Genomic DNA, 16,544 nt, shown 5'->3' with positions numbered 1-16,544 from the left:
CTGTATCAATGAGTTGGCGATCTGTCCGGCAATCTGTCGAGCTTGCGCCTGTGCCGATGCCGCCCGTAACGCCACAGCGCCAGGCCCCCGAACACCAGCACCACCGCGACGAACACCGGCAAACGGTACGGCCGCAGGTTGCCCAGCCACTGCTCCAGCAACTGGCCAGCCCAGTAGCCGGCGGTGGCGAACAGCAGCGCCCAGCAGAAGGCGCCGAGCAGGTTGATCAGCAGGAAACGCCACGGCCCCACCCGGCTCGCGCCGATCAACAGCGGGCCGGCCAGGCGCATGCCGTAGAGGAAGCGCACCGCGAAGATCGCCAGGTGCGGATAACGCTCGATCAGCCCGGTAACCCGTTCGATGGCCAGCCCGCGTTTTTTCAGCCAGGGCACGGCACGGTCCCCGGCACGGCGGCCGGTCCAGAAGAGCATCTGGTCGCCCAGGGTCCCGGCCAGCGTCGCCCAGGCCACCACGGGGGCGAAGCCGAGCAGCCCCTGGTGTGCGGCGATGCCTGCCAGCAGCAGCATCGATTCGCCTTCCAGCAGACAACCGAGGAACAGCACCGGATAGCCGTAGCTGGAAAGCAGTTGGGCGAGGTCAAGATGCTCGAACATGAAGCGCCTTCGAAAAGTGCCGTGCCAAGAGCCTAGCGGCTTGGCGGATGTTCTGCTTATCGAACATCCCATGTAAAAAATAAACGACTCAACGAACAGTCATGATCGTTAGCAACCAATCAAATCAATCATTTGTCTACACCATTCGTCTTGCCATGTAATTTTTTTCGCTCATTGGCGATTCAAGTGTTTGACATATTTGACGGATTTGGCAGACTGCGGCCCGTTGACGCAACTGGTTACGTTTCTCCGGCTCTCCCTGCCTGGTGCACCGGATAACCGCTGCCGCGCAACACAACAAAAACAACTTGTCAGTCGCGGCACCCCAGCCCGAGCTCCAGCTCGGCAGTAGGTTCCCGGCGAGCCAACGGAACGAAAGAATGCTGATCTGGTTTGTAGCGGGTTACCTGCTGATCACGGTAGGTGTCGGTTTCTACGCGTCCACTCGCGTGAAAAACTCCAAGGACTTCGCGGCTGGCGGCCGCAGCATGTCCTTCCCCTTGGTCGCAGCGATGGTGTTCGCTACCTGGTTCGGCTCCGAAGCCGTGCTGGGCATTCCAGCGACTTTCATCGAAGAGGGCTTTGCCGGGATCATCGAAGATCCGTTCGGCTCCTTCGGTTGCCTGATGCTGGTAGGCCTGGTCTTTGCCCGTCCGCTGTACCGCATGAACCTCCTGACCATCGGCGACTTCTTCAAGCAGCGCTTCGGTCCGAACGTCGAATTGATCACCAGCCTGGTGATCATCGCCTCCTACCTGGGCTGGATCGCCGCGCAGCTCACCGCGTTGGGCGTGGTCTTCAACGTGCTGTCCGATGGCGCCATCACCACCACCCAGGGAATGTTGATCGGCACCGTCATCGTGCTGCTCTATACCCTGTTTGGCGGCATGTGGTCGGTCGCGCTGACTGACTTCATGCAGATGCTCATCATCGTCGCCGGCCTGGTCTACCTGACCTGGCTGATCGGCGACATGGCCGGCGGCCCCGCCAAAGTGATCAGCCACGCCGCCAGCGAAGGCAAGTTCAGCTTCATGCACAGCTTCGAGCCCAAGGATATCGTCGCCTTCATTGGCGCCGCGGTGACCATGATGTTCGGCTCGATTCCGCAGCAGGACGTCTATGCCCGGGTGATGTCGGCCAAGACCGAGAACATCGCCGCCCGTGCGTCCATGGCCGGCGCCTGCTTCTACCTGAGCTTCTGCATGCTGCCGATCTTCCTGACCTATGCCGCATCGATGATCGATCCGGAAATGGTCAAGCACTGGCTTGCCGAAGACTCGCAGATGATCCTTCCGCACCTGATCCTGGAACGCACCCCGCTGTTCGCCCAGGTCATGTTCTTTGGCGCGCTGCTGTCGGCGATCATGTCGACCGCTTCCGGTACCCTGCTGGCGCCGTCGGTGACCTTCACCGAGAACATTCTCAAGCGCTTCCTGCCGGACATGAGCGACAAGCAGTTCCTGCTGGCCATGCGTCTGACCGTGGTCGGCTGCGCCATCGCCACCTGCCTGTTCGCCCTGCTGTCCAACGCCAGCATCTACGAGATGGTCGGCAACGCCTACAAGGTGACCCTGGTCGCCGCCGTGGTGCCGCTGTTCTTCGGCCTGTTCTGGAAGCGCGCCACCACCCAGGGCGCCCTGATCGCCATCGCCTGCGGTCTGGCCAGCTGGGTATCCCTGGAACTGGGCTACCAGGAAGGCGATTTCTGGCCGCCGCAACTGGTGGGCCTGATCTGCAGCGCCATCGGCATGATCGTCGGCTCCCTGGCCCCGCAGTTCAGCGCCCACCGTGGCGAGAGCGCGTCGGAAATGGCCGCCGCCGGCAACTGATCGCCCGAGCGACAGACGACAAGCCCCGCCCAGTGCGGGGCTTTTTTCTGGCCGATGAGTCTGCGCGGGGACGCCAACGCAGGATGGCGTGGAGCGCAGGGCAGATGCCTGTTCCATCGCCTCCGATGTGACGCGGGCCGCAAGCCTGCCTATCCTCAATCTCGCCCCGTCGAGGTTTGGCGGGTAGGCTGCACGCCCCTCACCAGCGCCGGCGCTTACATGGATCAGACCCCGACAACGCGACCACTTCCCATCCGACAGGCCAGCCCATGAAGCGCTGGAGCCGCAAACCGCTGACGCTGCGGATACTGATCCTCGTCTTCGTGCTGCTCGCCGCGCTGGCGACCCTGGGCAACAGCCTGGTGGTGGCGTACAACGTGCAGCGCAGCGCATTGATCCACTCGACCCTGGAAGCCAACCGCGCCTATGCCGCCAAGGTGGCGTCGAGCATCAGTGAGTTCCTCGGCTCGGCCCGGCGCAACCTGGCGTACAGCTCGGGAGTACTCGCCAATCACTTCAACGAGGCGCCGGTGCTGCACGCCGAGGCGATGCGCCTGAAGGCCCAGGACAACTACTTCAACTCCATCATCGTCGTCGACGCCGGCGGCAAGGTGCTGCAGGCCTACCCCGACTCGCTGCAGATCGTCGGCACCACGTTGCGCTCGGAAGCCGTGCAGGAAGCGCTGCGGCTGAAGCAGCCGAAGATCAGCCAGGCCTACGAGTCCATCGCCGGCAACCTGGTGGTGCTCATCTCCCAGCCCATCACCAGCCCGAGCGGCGAATACCTGGGACTGGTCGCCGGCTCGGTGTACATCCTCAAGCCCAGCGTGCTGCACAGCATCATCGGCAGCCACTTCCAGCAGGAAGGCACCTTTGCTTTCGTCGCCGACGCCAATCGCCGCCTGCTGCATCACCCCGACCGCAAGCGCGTCGGCGAGCTGCTAAGGAAGAGCACCACGGTGGAAGCCGCCTTGCGCGGCGAGAGCGGCTCGATGGAGGTGCTCAACTACAAGGGCGTGCCCATGCTCGCCGGCTTCGCCCAGGTGCCCGACGCCAACTGGGCGGTGGTCGCCCAGCAGCCACGCGACCTCAGCCTGTCGCCGCTGCACCTGCTGATGAAGGACATGCTCCTCGGGCTGATTCCCGCCAGCCTGATCGGCATCCTGGCCATCTGGGCCGGCACCCTGCTGATCACCCGCCCGCTACACCAATTGGCGCTGAGCGCCGAGCGCTTGTCGAACCCGGAGACACCGCGCGAGTTGCAGGGCATCAGGACCTGGTACCGCGAGGCGGCGGCGATCCGCATGGCGCTGCTCACCGGGGTCGGGCTGATGCAGCAGAAGCTCGGCCAGTTGAGCCAGGAGGCCCAGAGCGACGCCCTGACCGGCCTGGCCAATCGCCGGGCGCTCGGCGTGGCGCTGGATGCGCTGCAGCAATCCGGGCTGGACTATTCGGTGCTGGCGGTGGATATCGACCACTTCAAGCGGGTCAACGATACCTGGGGCCACGATGCCGGCGACGAAGCGCTGCGCCGGGTCGCAGCGGTGCTGCGCGACTCGTCCCGTGCTGGCGACCTGGCCTGCCGTGCCGGCGGCGAGGAATTTGTCCTGCTGCTACCGCAGACGTCCCTGGAAACCGCAGCAGGGATTGCCGAACGCATCCGCGAAAGCGTCGCGGTCACGCAGATTCCCCAGGTCGGCCTGGTCACGCTGTCGGTCGGCGTTGCCGCGCTCGGCCCGCAGGCACAGACACCGGAGGCCGTGCTCAAGCTGGCTGACAAGCGCCTCTACAGCGCCAAGCAGGCCGGTCGGAATCGCGTGGTCAGCTCAGACATCCCCTAGCCCGCTGCATCCGGCGTCCCCAAGGCGCGACGCCAGCGCCCGCGCCATCCCGCCGACACGCCCGCCATCCCCCAGGCCGGGCGCGATATAGATGGCCACGGGGAACGACACCGCCTCGTCCAGCGGCAAGGGCCGGCTGCTTAATCCCAGCAGGCGAGCCATACGCGCGGGCAATGTCACCCCCAGCGGATGGCGGTCCAGCATCAGCCGCGCAGCAAGCGCACTCTGCACGCGGCAGGCGATGTTCCGGCGCAGCCCGCGCAGCCCCAGTTGCAGATCCACCGGGCACAGGCCGCCACGGCGCGTAGACACCTGGATCTGCGGCAGGCGCAGATAGTCGGCCAGGGTTATCGGTGGCTGCTCCAGCGCCGCGCCGTAGGCAAAGACGTAGCGATCCGCGGGCACGGCGATGCGCTCGATACCGTAGCCGAACGGCACCACCTGCTCGATATCCAGCAGGATATCCAGTTGGCCACCGCGCAGTTCATCGAAGGCCACGCGGCGCTGCGGCTGGTAGAAGGTGACGCGCCACTCTTCGCCCAGCCGCGCCAACGCGGTATCGAGGAACAGCGGCTGCAGGCAGTCGATACAGCTGACCCGCAGCTCCGGCCGGGTCGGCTCGCGGCCCGGAACCTGTCGCCATCCCTCGCGCAGGCTCTCGAACGCCAGGCGTACGTGATCGGCCAGGCGGTGTCCGGCCACGGTGGGCGTCACGCCCAGATGACTCTTGATGAACAACGGGTCGCCACAGTGCTTGCGCAATCGGCTCAGGGCATTGCTCACCGCGGGCTGACTGAGTCCCATCAAGCGCGCGGCGCGGGTAATGCTGCGCTGCTGGTAGATGGCATCGAACACGGAGAGAAGGTTCAGATCGAGGTCGTACAGATCGTGCATCGTCAGTAATCGTCGTGCAGCAGGATCAGGCCGAGCAGCAAACCTGCTGTCAGCATCAGCGCCAGACAAAGGCCTGCAACGGCGCGGCCGGTACCGCCATGGCGATCACCGGCAAGCGCGCGGCAGCTGCGCCGGTAGTGGCGGGCCTGCCCAAGCAGACAGGCCAGCGCGCAGCCGGCCAGCAGCGCCGCCGGAACCAGGGCCAGCGCGGACAGTTCACCGATACGCCGTAACAGCAGGGCCGCCAGCACCAGCAACACCAGCAAGGTTCGCGTCCAGGCCAACGTGGTGCGCTCCGCCTGCAATCCGCCGTCGCTCATGTTGCCCGGCTCATTGCTGATAGCCGATGAGCCCGGCGGCCAGCAGCACACAGGCCAGCACCAGGATCGGGACCAGCAGCGGCACCGGCAAGGGTCTGCCGTGGCGCAGCGCGCGCTCGACACTCAGCCAGCGCAGCCCGGCCGCCCCCGCGGTGAGCAGACCCAGACCGGCCAGCGCCAGGGCGAGAAACAGCCGTGTGGCGCCGGTCAGCGCGGGGGACGCGAAGGCGTCCACGGCGATGGCGCCGGCCAGCAGTGCCATGGAGGTGCGAATCCAGGCCAGGAAGGTACGTTCGTTGGCCAGGGTGAAGCGTGGGTCCGGCTCCTGGCCGCCTCCCAGCAGACGGTCGGCCAGGCGGCTGCGGCCGCTGCTCATGAGCACGAACCCATCAGCGGATGCCCAGCCCGCGCAGGGCGCCGGGCGAGTAGTCCGAGGTGGTGGCGCGGAAGCCGAAGTCATAGCCGCGCGGCTGCTGATTGCTCATGTTCGAGGCGATGTAGCGGCCGGCCTGCAGGTCGTAGAACACCTGGACGGCAGACAGCAGCACATGGGCATCCGGGCGGTAGAACGTGTGGTTCTCACCGATCCGCCAGAGCTCGCCACGGCTGTCGTACTGGTCGTTCTCGACCACGGTCCAGCTGTCCTCGTCGAGGTAGAAGCGACGTTTGGAATAGATGTGCCGCGCGCCGGGCTTGAGGGTCGCCTCCACTTCCCAGACCCGGTGCAGCTCGTAACGGGTCGGCGCGGCGTCAATAACACCGGGCTTGAGGAAGTCCGCGTACTTCAGGCTCGGCGAAGCCAGGCGGTAGCTGTTATAGGGGATGTACAGCTCCTTCTTGCCGATCAGCTTCCAGTCGTAACGGTCCGGCGCGCCGTTGTACATGTCGCGGCTGTCGGCGGTGCGCAGGCCCGCGGTGGTCGGCCCGGCGGCGTCGTAGGCGTTGTCCGGGGCGCGGCGCACGCGGCGCTGGCCGGAGCTGTAGACCCAGGACAGGCGCGGTTGCCTTACCTGGTCCAGCGTCTCATGGACCAGCACCACCTCGCCTACCTGGCGCGACGGCGCGGTGATGCGGTGGCTGTAATAGAACAGCATGTTGTCCACCTTGCCCGGCTCGTAATTGCTCACCTGGTCGGCCATGGTGAAGCGCTGCTCGGTGGTGGTGATCACATAATCGCCGCCGGCCTGGGGCGCCGCACTGTCATTGACCGACAGCAGGCTGCCGCCGCGGTAGCGGGTGATGTGGTTCCAGATCGCTTCGAGGCCATTGTGCGGAATCGGGAACGCGACCGCGCCCTGGAAGCCCTCGATGCCGTTGCCTTCGTTGACCAGCCTGGCGCCAGTGGCGTTATGCGCTACCCAGCCCTTCACCTGTTCGGAAATGCCAACGCTGCGGTGGCTGGCGTAGACCGGCAGTTTGTACTGGCCGGGGTAGCGCTTGAGCAGCGCGACCTGTCCCGCCGTGAGGTTGGCCTGGTACTGCTGGTAATTGCTCGAGTCGATGGTAAACAACGGCCGATCGGCTGAATACGGGTCGGCTGGCGTGCCGTTGCCCTGGATTTTCAGGCCATCGCCGGACAGGCCGCCCTGCCATGCGGGAATCTTGCCGTCGGCGCTGGCGGCCCGTTCAGCCCCCATCGGAGTCAGCGTGTTCTGAAGCCTGGCGGCCTCCTCGGCCGGTACGGCGGCCTGGGCAGCGTGGGCCAGGAGGATGGCGGAAAAGAGGCAGTAGATGCGTTTCAAGAGGCAGGCTCCACTTAGAAGTTGATGCCGACCGACAGCGAGACGAAATCGCGGTCGCCGCGGTTGCCGTAGTCGCCATCGAAGTAGTTGGTGTAGGAAATGCCGGCGGTATAGGTGCTGTTGAAGTCCGCATCCAGCGAGACGCCAACCGCCTTGGAGCCTTCGTTGAATCCTGAAACCTCCGCGGGGGCGTAGCCCTTCACGTCGTGGGACCAGGAAATCCCCGGTTTCAGATCGATACCGGCGATGGCGTTGGCGTAGCTCCAGATCGCCCGGGCGCGGTAGCCCCACGAGAAGGACGTGACGAACCCGTCGTTGTTGCAGTTCTCCGGTGTTGCCGAGTTGGCAATGCACACCGCGTTGTTGGCCAGCTCGCCCGAACCGAAGGTGCTGTTGCGGCCGTAGCGCGGGCCGCCGGTACCTTCCAGACCACCGACGAAGGTAGCGCCCACCTCGCCCACCAGCACAAGCTGGTCGGCGCCCATGACCTGACTGATCGTCTGCGTGGCGGTCATCTGCGCCTGCGTCACTTCCTTGCGCCGGTAGCCGTCGGAGGCGGCGCTGTCGCTCTGGGTCAGCGCGCCGGCATCGATCAGCGGAGTGCGCGAGGGGTCGCCCAGGGCCGACTGGATCAGGTCCGGTCCGTTGAACTGCAGCGGCAGGTTGGGCCGATAGCTGATTTCACCCTGCAGTGCGGTGCCGCTGGAAAGCGTGGTGGCGAATGTCAGGCCATACAGGCGGATGTCTTCGGGATATTCCACGAAGTAGCTGGAAGTCCCCATGCGCAGCGCATCGGTCAGGGTCTTGCCGGCATTGCTGTTCATCAGGCCACTACAGGCCGCCCCGGACAGGCCGAGGTTGCCGCACAGCTGCGGGACGAAGTGGGTGTTCGTCAGGTACGGGCTGCTGATCGAACCGGTATAGGGCAACCGGCTGTGGTAGTTCGCCGCGTAGGCACCGAATTCGATGTCCAGGGTAGGCGCGAACCAGTGCAGCGACAGGCCCCACTGCCCGCTGTTGCGTGCATCCTGGTCAGCGGCTCGGTGCAGGCGGATGCCCTCGCCGTTGAGGTCCACGCCGAACGGTGTCAGGGCGCGAACGGCAGCGGCATTGCCGGTGAGGTTGCGCCCCACGTCCAGGCCGTAGCAGCCATCGGGAATGTAATCGTTGCTGGAGAAGAAGGTGCCGCAGTTGTCCAGGTTGGTCTGTTCCCAGTCCAGCTGGTAGAAGAAGTCCGCGGAGAGGTTTTCGGTGAGGTTCTGGGTGACGTAGAACAGGTTCACCGGCACCAGGGCATCCTTCACTTCCGAGCCCGGCCGGCGGATGGCCGACAGGTTGGTCGGGTTGACCACGTTCAGGCCACCCTGGATGAAGGTGCTCTCGCCCCAGTTCACCACCTGCTTGCCCAGGCGCACGGAGCCCGGCTCATCGGCGATCTGGAAGTTGTGGTAGACGAAGGCATCGAGCAGCTCGAAGCCGGCGGACTTGTTGGCGTTCTTGCGTCCGTTGTCCTCGACGTCCTTGAAGCGCTGGCTCTCGTCACGCAGGGCGTAGTCGTACCAGTAGCTGCCGCGCAGGAACACGCCGCTGTCGTTGTACTTCAGTTCCAGGTCATGGCGCCCCTTGAAAATCTTCGAGAAGACATCCCCGGCGCGGTAGTTGCGTCGCCCGTCATCACCTGACGCACTGCGCATCAGGCGCTGCTCCGGGTTGTGGGTGGACATGCTGGCGCCCAGCGACAGCGCAGAGTCGAGCTGTCCCTGGATTTCACCGACTTCGAAGTTGTAACCCCAGGCGGAATGGCAGGTGCAAGTTGCAACCAGCAGCCATGAGCCTCGCACCATGATGCGAACTTTCGGCGTCATCACTCTTATCCTCTTTATTCTTGTTCGAGCGATCTTCAGGCAATAAAAATCCAACCTCGAAAGCACATGAGGTCACATGAGCTTTAAAGCGCAGACGATTGAATTGACTGGATATTTTTTATTTGGAATGAATCTTCGATTTAACTTTCGAAATATTCTTCGGATTGTTGGCTTATGGTTACCGGCCCTTGATTTGCGTCGATGGACCGATACTAAATAGCGTCTGGACGGCGAACAAATATCGTCTTCAGATGGGCCCCATAACAAACCGGCATGGCCGGAAAAGGCACGACGATGACCCTCAAGCAGTTGCGTTACCTGATCGCCATCGCCGAAGCCGGCAGCTTCTCGGCTGCGGCCCGCAACGCCTACATTGCCCAGCCGGCGCTCAGCCGGCAGATCGGCATGCTGGAAAGCGAACTGGAGGTACAACTGCTGCTGCGTCAGCACGATGGCGTGGATCTCACCGACGCCGGTCGGCGCCTTTATGAAGTGGCGCGCTCGGTGGTGCAGAAGATCGATTCGGTGAAGGACGAACTGGTATCCAGCCGCGGCGACCCTCGCGGACGCGTGTCGGTGGCGATCCCGGTGACCACCTCCGCCCTGCTGTTGCCGGCGATCGTTCGCCGCGTGCAGGAAAAATTCGCCGGCATCGACCTGGTGGTGCGCGACGGCCTGAGCAAGGAAGGCGGCGAGGCCATCGAGCTGGGCAAGGTCGATTTCGGCATCGTGCCCAATGCCGAGGAACTGGAAGGTGTGGTCGCCGAGCCAATCTTCGTGGAGCAGCTCTATTGGGTGGGACGAATGCCGTTGGACAACCAAGGCGACACCATCACCCTGGCCGAGGCGCTGAGCTATCCGCTGGTGATGCCGCCCCGGGGCATGCACCTGCGCCGGAGGATCGAGCAGGCGGCCATGGCGGCGGGGCTTGAGCTGAACGTGAAGTACGAACAGCAGTCCGCCTACGGCATCACCGGCCTGGTGACCAGCGGCTTGGCAGCGTCCATCAGCAACTGGCCGCCGATCGAGGTGGGCTCCCAGTCACTGGCCCGGCGCATCGTCGAGCCGCAGATCGAGCGCACCGTGTCCATCGCCCACTCGGCACACAAGCCACTGAGTTTCGCGGCATCCTGCGTGCACGACCTGGTGCGAGAGTTGCTGGTGGAGGCGTTGCGGAACGGAACGTGGAAAGGCGAGCTGATCCAGCGCTCGCCCCTGGCGGCGGTCCATCGGGTCGATTGACCGCCATTGGCCTCGGCGCAGCGATCAGCCGGCGGTCGCCAGCTCACCGGACAGCTGGGCTCGCGAGCGCTGCGGGTGCAGCCAGGCCAGGCCAACCAGGCCTGCCACCACCAGCAGTACGCCGCTGACGGCAAACCCATGGGCGTAGCCGAGACCGTCCAGTCCGCCGGAACGCTGCACCAGGAAACCGGTGACGATGGGCGCGCTCAATCCCGCCAGCGACGAAAACGCATTACCGATGGCAAGGATGCTGCCGCGCTGGGCAGTGGGCGTGACCTCCGCCAGCATCGCCGGGCCTACCGAATACATCACCAGCGCGAGACCGCCGCTCAGGGTCATGTAGGTCATGCGCAATACCACCGGCAGATCCGCCAGCAGACTGATGGACAGCACCCCGCTGGCCATCAGACAGGCCGAGACGAAGACCCCCCGCGCTACCCGCGACGAGAGACCGGCACGCAGCATGCGCTGGGACAGCCACGCCATGAACAGGCTCAGTGGCATGGTCACCAGCACGAACAGGCCAAACAACCGGCCGGCGTTAATCGAGCTCAGGCCCAGACCGCTTTCCAGGTACGCCGGCACCCAGGTCAGTGTCAGCGCCAAGGACCAGTTGGCGGCGAAGTGGCAGAAGTAGTTCGCCAGCACGGTACTGTCGCCCAACAGGCGACGGTACGGCAGCCTTTCGCTGCCGGTGCGGCCGCGGGATGTCTCCACCAGTTCGCCTTCGCGGCCGAGGAAGAACCAGGCCACGCACCAGACTGCCCCCATCACCGCCAGCACCGCGAAGTTGCTGCGCCAGCCGTAATGGGTGCTGATCCACGGGATCATCAGCCCGGCGATCAGCAGGCCCATGGCGCTGCCCGAGTGCAGCAACGCGACCGGCAGGCTGCGGCGCTCGTCGGGGAACCACTTGTACAGCGCATGGGTGGCCACCGGCGATGCCGGCCCCTCCCCTACGCCCAGCAGCACGCGGCAGGCCACCAGCGTCCAAAGCGACGTGGCATAGAGCATCGGCAACTGCACCAGCGCCCAGAAGGCGCCCATGCCCAGTAACAGCCAGCGGGTCGAACGGCGGTTGGCGAGGAAGCCACCGACCACCGCCGATATGGAGAACAGCCAGTGCAGGCTGCCACCGACAAGGCCGAACTCGGCCGGGGTCAGGTTCAATTCCTTCATCATCGGCACCGCGACCAGGCCGGTGACGACCTTGTCGAGGAAGTTCACCAGCATCATCGCCGCCAGCAGGAAGGCGACCGTCCAGGCCCGCCGGGGCTGATAGGCATTCGTTGGGGCATGCTGGTGGGCATTGAAATCGTGCATGTCGCTTATCTCTCTTGTTCTTGTCGGGTGCTGTGCTCGCGCATCGAGGTCCCGCCAATCAATCGGGCATCAGGATGCCCTTGGCGATGGTGTTGCGCTGGATTTCGCTGGTGCCCGTGAGGATGCGCATCATACGGGTCGCGCGGAACAACCACTCCACCGGATGTCCGTTGATCAGCCCGGCGCCACCGTGTACCTGCACCGCGCGGTCGGCGATGCGGAATGCCGTTTCCGAGCTGAACACCTTGCACATCGACGATTGGGTGCGGATATCCCCGCCCGCGTCGTAGCCGGCCGCCGTGGCATACATCATGCTGCGCGCGGCATACAGCTCGGTGGCCATGTCCGCGATCATGTGGCTGACCGCCTGGAACATGCCGATCGGCCGGCCGAACTGCACCCGCGAGCGGGCGTAGTCCACCGACAGGTCCAGCGCCAGGGCGGCCATGCCCAGCATGGTGGCGCAATGCAGCAGGCGGTTCAGGGTGATGCGGCCCATGGCCAGCTTGAAGCCCCTGCCCTCCTCGCCGATCCGGTGCGCCACCGGGACCTTCACGCCGTCCAGGAGAATGTCGCCGTGAGTGCCCGGACCGGACATCGCCTGGTAGTCGGAGACCACCTGTGCCCCGGAGGCTGCGAGGTCGACGAAGAACGCCGAGATGCCCTCGGCGCCCTTGCCGGGCGAGGTGACCGCCAGCAGTACGGCGAAGTCGGCATAGGGCGCGCCGGAAATGTAGCGCTTGGCGCCGTCGAGCACGTAGTGATCGCCTTCCAGCCGCGCACTGGTCCTGATCGCGGTGGCGTCGGAGCCGGCTTCGGCCTCGGTCAGGGCGAAGCACACGGCCTTCTCCGCACGGCACACCGGACGCAGGAAGTGCTCGATCTGCTCCTGGCTGGCCACGCGAAACAGGTGCCCCACCCGCGGCGGGCCGCTCAACTCGCCCAGCACGTGGGCGGCCAGCACCGCGCCGCTGCTGGCCGCAGCTTCCTTCACCGCGCACAGGTCGGCGATACCCAGGCCCGCCCCGCCCAGTTCCTCGGGCAGCATGACGTTGTAGAAGCCGCGCTCGCAGGAGCGCTTCCACAGGTTGCGCAACAGCTCGCGGGAGTGCTTCTCGCCGAACCGGATCCCCTCGCGTTGCTCTAGCGGTAGCAGTTCTTCGCGCAGGAAGCCGCGCAGGTCGTCGATGATGGCCTGCGCCTTGGCGCTGGGCTGGATTCCGGGATAGCTCGCTTGAATAGAGTTCGCTTCCATGATCATTGTCCTCAGATCCGCCGTTCCTGGTTCTGCCAGTAGGGTTCGCGCACCAGGCGGCGCACCACCTTGCCATTGGGGTTCTTCGGCAGCTCGCGTACAAAGTCCACGCTGCGCGGCTTCTTGAAGCCGGCCAGTTGCGCGGCGCACAGCTCGATGATCCGCGCTTCGTCCAGTTGCATGCCGGGCTTGAGCACCACCACGGCCTTGACCGCCTCACCCCACTGCTCGTCGGGCACGCCCACCACCGCCGCCTCGAAGACTTCCGGCAGGCTGTAGAGCACCTGCTCCACCTCGGTCGGGTAGATGTTGAAGCCGCCGGAAATGATCATTTCCTTCTTGCGGTCGACGATGAACACGTAGCCATGCTCATCCACCGTGGCGAGATCGCCGGTAAGGTAATAGCCGTCGCGCATGACCTCGGCGGTCAGCTCCGGCGCTTGCCAGTACCCCTGCATGATGTCCGGGCCTCGCACCACGATCTCGCCGATCTCGCCGGCCTTCACGTCGTCGAAATCTTCATTGACCACCCGCAGGTCGGTGTCGAAGTAGCAGCGGCCACAGGAGGCCAGGCGTTTGGGATCGTCCAGCGCGGCGATGTGATCCTGCTCGGTGAGCACGGTGACCAGCGAGCAGGTCTCCCCGGCACCGTAGCCTTGCGCCAGGATCGGCCCGAACACCTGCATGGCGCGGCGCACCAGCGCAGGCGCCATGGGTGCGGCGCCGTACATCACCAGGCGCAGGCTGCTGAGATCGTAGGTCTCCACACCGGGAAAATTCACCAGTCGATTGATCATCGCCGGCACCAGGAACAACCGGGTGACGCGTTCACGCTGGATGGTTTCCAGGAGCTGACGATCGTCGTAGCGCTCCACCAGCAGATTGCAGGCACCCGCCGCCAGCAGCGGCATGATCTGCATACCGCTGGCATGGGTGATCGGGCCGACGTGGGCCATCACATCTCCCGGGCCGGAGCGGCCGGTGGGGCTGGCGATGCTCTTGCGCACCAGGGCCTTGCGGTTGCCCACACTGAGCATGGCCGCCTTGAGCACGCCGGAGCTGCCGGAGGTGTAATGCAGCACGGCCAGGGCGTCATCCGCCGGGTCGCAACTGATGTGTGCGTCCGACCCGCCATCCAGAACCTGTTCGTAGGGCACATCGGCCCCCTCATCGGCCAGCGGGACGACCAGCTTCAGGTCCGGCAGTTCGGCACGACGCCGGTCGATCAACTGGGCAAAGGCGGCATCGGCGATCACCGCCTGGCTGCGCGAATCCTTCAGTACGCTGAGGACTTCATCGGGCGCCAGGCGCGCGTTGATCGGCACCTTGACCATGGCCGCCTTGTAGAGAGCGACTTCCGCCTCCACCAGCTCGACGCGGTTGAGCGCCAGGATCGCCACGTGTGCGCCCTGCTCCAGCCCCAGCGCGAAAAGCCCGGAGGCCAGGCGGTTGGTACGGCGTTCAAGCTGCGCGAAGGTGATGCGTTGGCGGGAGTCGACCACGGCTTCGTGGTCAGGCCAGTAGAGTGCGCTGCGGCGCAGGATTTTTCCCAGGTCCACTTGTTGTTCTCGTTGTCAGGCTGCTGATAGACGAACGAGATGCTAAGAGGGGGGCGCGGCCACCGGCCAATACCTTAGGTCGATGCCGGCCATGCCGGAATGCGATGGGTCCTTCCGGATGGGCCGGAGGATCAGTCCAGCGGCGGTTCCTGGGCCACGCCGCGCGGGCCGGCGATGCCCCAGATGACCAGCCCCACCACCGGGAAGATGACGATCAGCAGCGACCACAAGGCCTTGGCGTTCACCCCCTTGTCACTGCGGAAGATGCTGACGATGGCCCACAGGTCCAGCAGCACGATGATGATCGCGATGACGATCCAGAACCAGGAAGCGAGCGCGAACGTGGACATGGCGGTCTCCTTTGGGTCGCGGGGAAATTTTCCCCTTGTGCTGTGGCTGGCCGCGAATATCGCCCAAGGTTCATTCCGTTCGACGAGGCAGCAATGCCTGCGACGCACCCCTGCCCACGCCCCTTGAGCAGGGCTCGGGGCACCCGAGCCCGCCGGCATATCCGGACTTGGGTGGACGCTCGCACCCCTCGAGGTTCCGGCGGCGAACACCAAGCCCCCGCTGGGACCGTTCGTCCCGCCCGCCGAACAGGCGCGGCCTCGCATCGGTCATCCGCATAGGCGCTGCGAAAGCTGCCGCCGACCGCCAGGGCTCATGCCGAGCCAAACCCGCTGAACCGATCCGGAGGTGACGAACGATGGGCTGGAACGATCATCAGGATGTCGAACTGTCCGAAGGGCTTCGCCGCCTGCTCGACGAGGGCGCGCTGGAAACCGACAGCCGCCAGGAAATCCTCGCCCGCTACATCCTCAACCATGGCTTCGCCGCGCTTTCCGAGGAGCAGCAACAGCAATTCCACGATGAGCTCCTGCCGCTGCTCGACCGCCGCGACCGCGGCGAAGGATTGATGCCCCAGGGCAGCCTGGACCCGGCGATCGGCGAACCTGCCCTTCCGGGAGATGGCATCAACGACCCCGGCAACGAGGACCCCGGCTCGCTGATCGAGATCGAAACCGCCGAAGGCTTTCGTACCCGGCGCTGAGTCCGGTGCGCCGTACCCGTCAACATGAGGAGGCGAAGATGACCTTTCCCCTGACCCACTTTTTCACCCGGCCGGAGAAGGCCTGGCACGAGCTGCGCGAAAATGTCGACCAGCACCCCGCCGCCTACCTGCCGTTCTGGTTGCTGCTGCCGCTGATTCCCGCGGTGTGCCTGTTCATTGGCACCACCCAGGTCGGCTGGCGCCTGCCGGGCAACGAGGAAACCCAGTTCCTCACTCCCGGCAGCGCCGCGCTATTGGCCTTCTGGTGCTATGTCGGGCTGGTGGCCGGCATCGTGATGATCGCCTATCTGGTGCGCTGGGTGCTGTTCCGCACCGAGCACCGGCCCGGCGTGAACTACAGCATGAGCTTCTCTACGGCGGTGGCCCTGCCACTGATGCTCGCGGGCGTGGCCGCCCTGCTGCCGTCGCGCTGGCTGCTGCTCATCGCGGCCGGCATCGCCACGGCCTATTCGTGCTGGCTGCTGTTCGTCGGGCTACCCATCTACATGCGCATGACCCAGCGCAGCGCGGCGTTCTATGCCGGCTGCATCCTGGCGTTCGGCTTCCTCGTGCTGCTCACCACCGCCTTCGGCTTCCTCGAGTTGTGGGGCCAGGCGATGAGCGGATCGGGCGAATATCTGCAGCAATAGCCGCTCCCGCGTGCCACCGGGGAGCGCCATCGGCATCGTGAAGGTACAGCGGATTCATCCGCGATCGCCTCCGCCGCGCGCCGACTCTCGCGGATCGTAGGGCGCATGAGGCTACAGCGCTTATCCGCCCTACGGTCTGAACCGGTACGAGCGCCTGCATCGCGCCTGGTCATTGCTCCGGTCGCGGCACCGGTTCCTCCGGTGGCTGTTGCATCGGCACCTCTTCGGGAAACTCCTCGGGAATCCGGCTTTCGCGACTGGGTGGCGCTTCCTGGGGCTCGGGGCGCTGGGCTTGGATATTCATGGGGATCCTCCGCAAGTGTGGGCGTCATCATTGGGCGCGCCACATCGGCGGAGGT

16 protein-coding genes are annotated in these 16,544 nt (G+C 65.2%); 5 read left to right on the top strand and 11 right to left on the bottom strand.

Features of this window, described 5'->3' with window-relative positions; all coding sequences use genetic code 11:
* Nucleotides 1-5: 5 nt before the first annotated feature.
* Complete coding sequence (locus MJ122_RS07140) at nt 6-614, bottom strand: DedA family protein (RefSeq protein WP_239743261.1); 609 nt, start codon at nt 612-614, stop codon at nt 6-8.
* Nucleotides 615-994: 380 nt separating this feature from the next.
* Between MJ122_RS07140 and MJ122_RS07135 the strand changes: the two genes are divergently transcribed.
* Together MJ122_RS07135 and MJ122_RS07130 are read left to right on the top strand one after the other, a co-directional pair.
* A complete protein-coding gene (locus MJ122_RS07135) occupies nt 995-2,443 on the top strand; it encodes a sodium:solute symporter family protein (protein ID WP_088418608.1) in 1,449 nt (482 codons plus the stop codon).
* A 269-nt stretch (nt 2,444-2,712) separates the two neighbouring features.
* Complete coding sequence (locus MJ122_RS07130; protein WP_239743259.1) at nt 2,713-4,284, top strand: sensor domain-containing diguanylate cyclase; 1,572 nt, start codon at nt 2,713-2,715, stop codon at nt 4,282-4,284.
* On the opposite strand, the gene MJ122_RS07125 is transcribed toward MJ122_RS07130, so the two are convergent.
* From MJ122_RS07125 to MJ122_RS07105, 5 genes are read right to left on the bottom strand one after another with little or no spacing between them, the layout of a single operon-like run.
* On the bottom strand, nt 4,270-5,178 hold the full coding sequence (locus MJ122_RS07125; RefSeq protein ID WP_239743257.1) for a LysR family transcriptional regulator: 909 nt from the start codon (nt 5,176-5,178) through the stop codon (nt 4,270-4,272). The genes MJ122_RS07130 and MJ122_RS07125 overlap by 15 nt on opposite strands.
* 2 nt (nt 5,179-5,180) lie before the next feature.
* Entirely contained in the window at nt 5,181-5,498 is a 318-nt protein-coding gene (locus MJ122_RS07120) for a DUF202 domain-containing protein (protein ID WP_239743255.1), read from the bottom strand.
* Between the two features lie 10 nt (nt 5,499-5,508).
* Entirely contained in the window at nt 5,509-5,874 is a 366-nt protein-coding gene (locus tag MJ122_RS07115; RefSeq protein ID WP_239743252.1) for a DUF202 domain-containing protein, read from the bottom strand.
* A gap of 13 nt (nt 5,875-5,887) precedes the next feature.
* On the bottom strand, nt 5,888-7,240 hold the full coding sequence (locus tag MJ122_RS07110) for a DUF1329 domain-containing protein (protein ID WP_239743250.1): 1,353 nt from the start codon (nt 7,238-7,240) through the stop codon (nt 5,888-5,890).
* Between the two features lie 14 nt (nt 7,241-7,254).
* Nucleotides 7,255-9,105, bottom strand: coding sequence for a DUF1302 domain-containing protein (locus MJ122_RS07105; RefSeq protein WP_088418596.1), 1,851 nt, complete (start codon nt 9,103-9,105; stop codon nt 7,255-7,257).
* Between the two features lie 294 nt (nt 9,106-9,399).
* Between MJ122_RS07105 and MJ122_RS07100 the strand changes: the two genes are divergently transcribed.
* On the top strand, nt 9,400-10,347 hold the full coding sequence (locus MJ122_RS07100; protein ID WP_239743248.1) for a LysR substrate-binding domain-containing protein: 948 nt from the start codon (nt 9,400-9,402) through the stop codon (nt 10,345-10,347).
* 24 nt (nt 10,348-10,371) lie between these two features.
* Here MJ122_RS07100 and MJ122_RS07095 read toward each other — a convergent pair whose 3' ends face one another.
* From MJ122_RS07095 to MJ122_RS07080, 4 genes are all read right to left on the bottom strand, one after another.
* On the bottom strand, nt 10,372-11,583 hold the full coding sequence (locus MJ122_RS07095; protein WP_239743318.1) for an MFS transporter: 1,212 nt from the start codon (nt 11,581-11,583) through the stop codon (nt 10,372-10,374).
* A gap of 145 nt (nt 11,584-11,728) precedes the next feature.
* A complete protein-coding gene (locus tag MJ122_RS07090) occupies nt 11,729-12,931 on the bottom strand; it encodes an acyl-CoA dehydrogenase family protein (RefSeq protein ID WP_239743247.1) in 1,203 nt (400 codons plus the stop codon).
* A gap of 5 nt (nt 12,932-12,936) precedes the next feature.
* Complete coding sequence (locus MJ122_RS07085) at nt 12,937-14,484, bottom strand: AMP-binding protein (protein WP_239743245.1); 1,548 nt, start codon at nt 14,482-14,484, stop codon at nt 12,937-12,939.
* Nucleotides 14,485-14,615: 131 nt separating this feature from the next.
* The gene (locus tag MJ122_RS07080; RefSeq protein ID WP_088418586.1) at nt 14,616-14,834 is read right to left on the bottom strand and encodes a PLD nuclease N-terminal domain-containing protein; all 219 of its coding nucleotides are present in this window, start codon (nt 14,832-14,834) and stop codon (nt 14,616-14,618) included.
* Nucleotides 14,835-15,190: 356 nt separating this feature from the next.
* Between MJ122_RS07080 and MJ122_RS07075 the strand changes: the two genes are divergently transcribed.
* Both MJ122_RS07075 and MJ122_RS07070 read left to right on the top strand, forming a co-directional pair.
* Nucleotides 15,191-15,535 (top strand): hypothetical protein, encoded by a 345-nt coding sequence (locus MJ122_RS07075; protein ID WP_239743243.1) that lies wholly within the window; start codon nt 15,191-15,193, stop codon nt 15,533-15,535.
* Nucleotides 15,536-15,573: 38 nt separating this feature from the next.
* Entirely contained in the window at nt 15,574-16,185 is a 612-nt protein-coding gene (locus tag MJ122_RS07070) for a Yip1 family protein (RefSeq protein WP_239743241.1), read from the top strand.
* A gap of 169 nt (nt 16,186-16,354) precedes the next feature.
* On the opposite strand, the gene MJ122_RS30035 is transcribed toward MJ122_RS07070, so the two are convergent.
* Nucleotides 16,355-16,489 (bottom strand): hypothetical protein, encoded by a 135-nt coding sequence (locus MJ122_RS30035; protein ID WP_275590615.1) that lies wholly within the window; start codon nt 16,487-16,489, stop codon nt 16,355-16,357.
* Between the last annotated feature and the right edge of the window lie 55 nt (nt 16,490-16,544).

This window comes from Pseudomonas sp. DP-17 (assembly GCF_022380625.1).
Lineage (GTDB): Bacteria > Pseudomonadota > Gammaproteobacteria > Pseudomonadales > Pseudomonadaceae > Pseudomonas > Pseudomonas nitroreducens_A.
The sequence above is the reverse complement of the archived record's forward strand: the minus strand, read 5'-3'. Positions and strand labels throughout refer to the sequence as shown.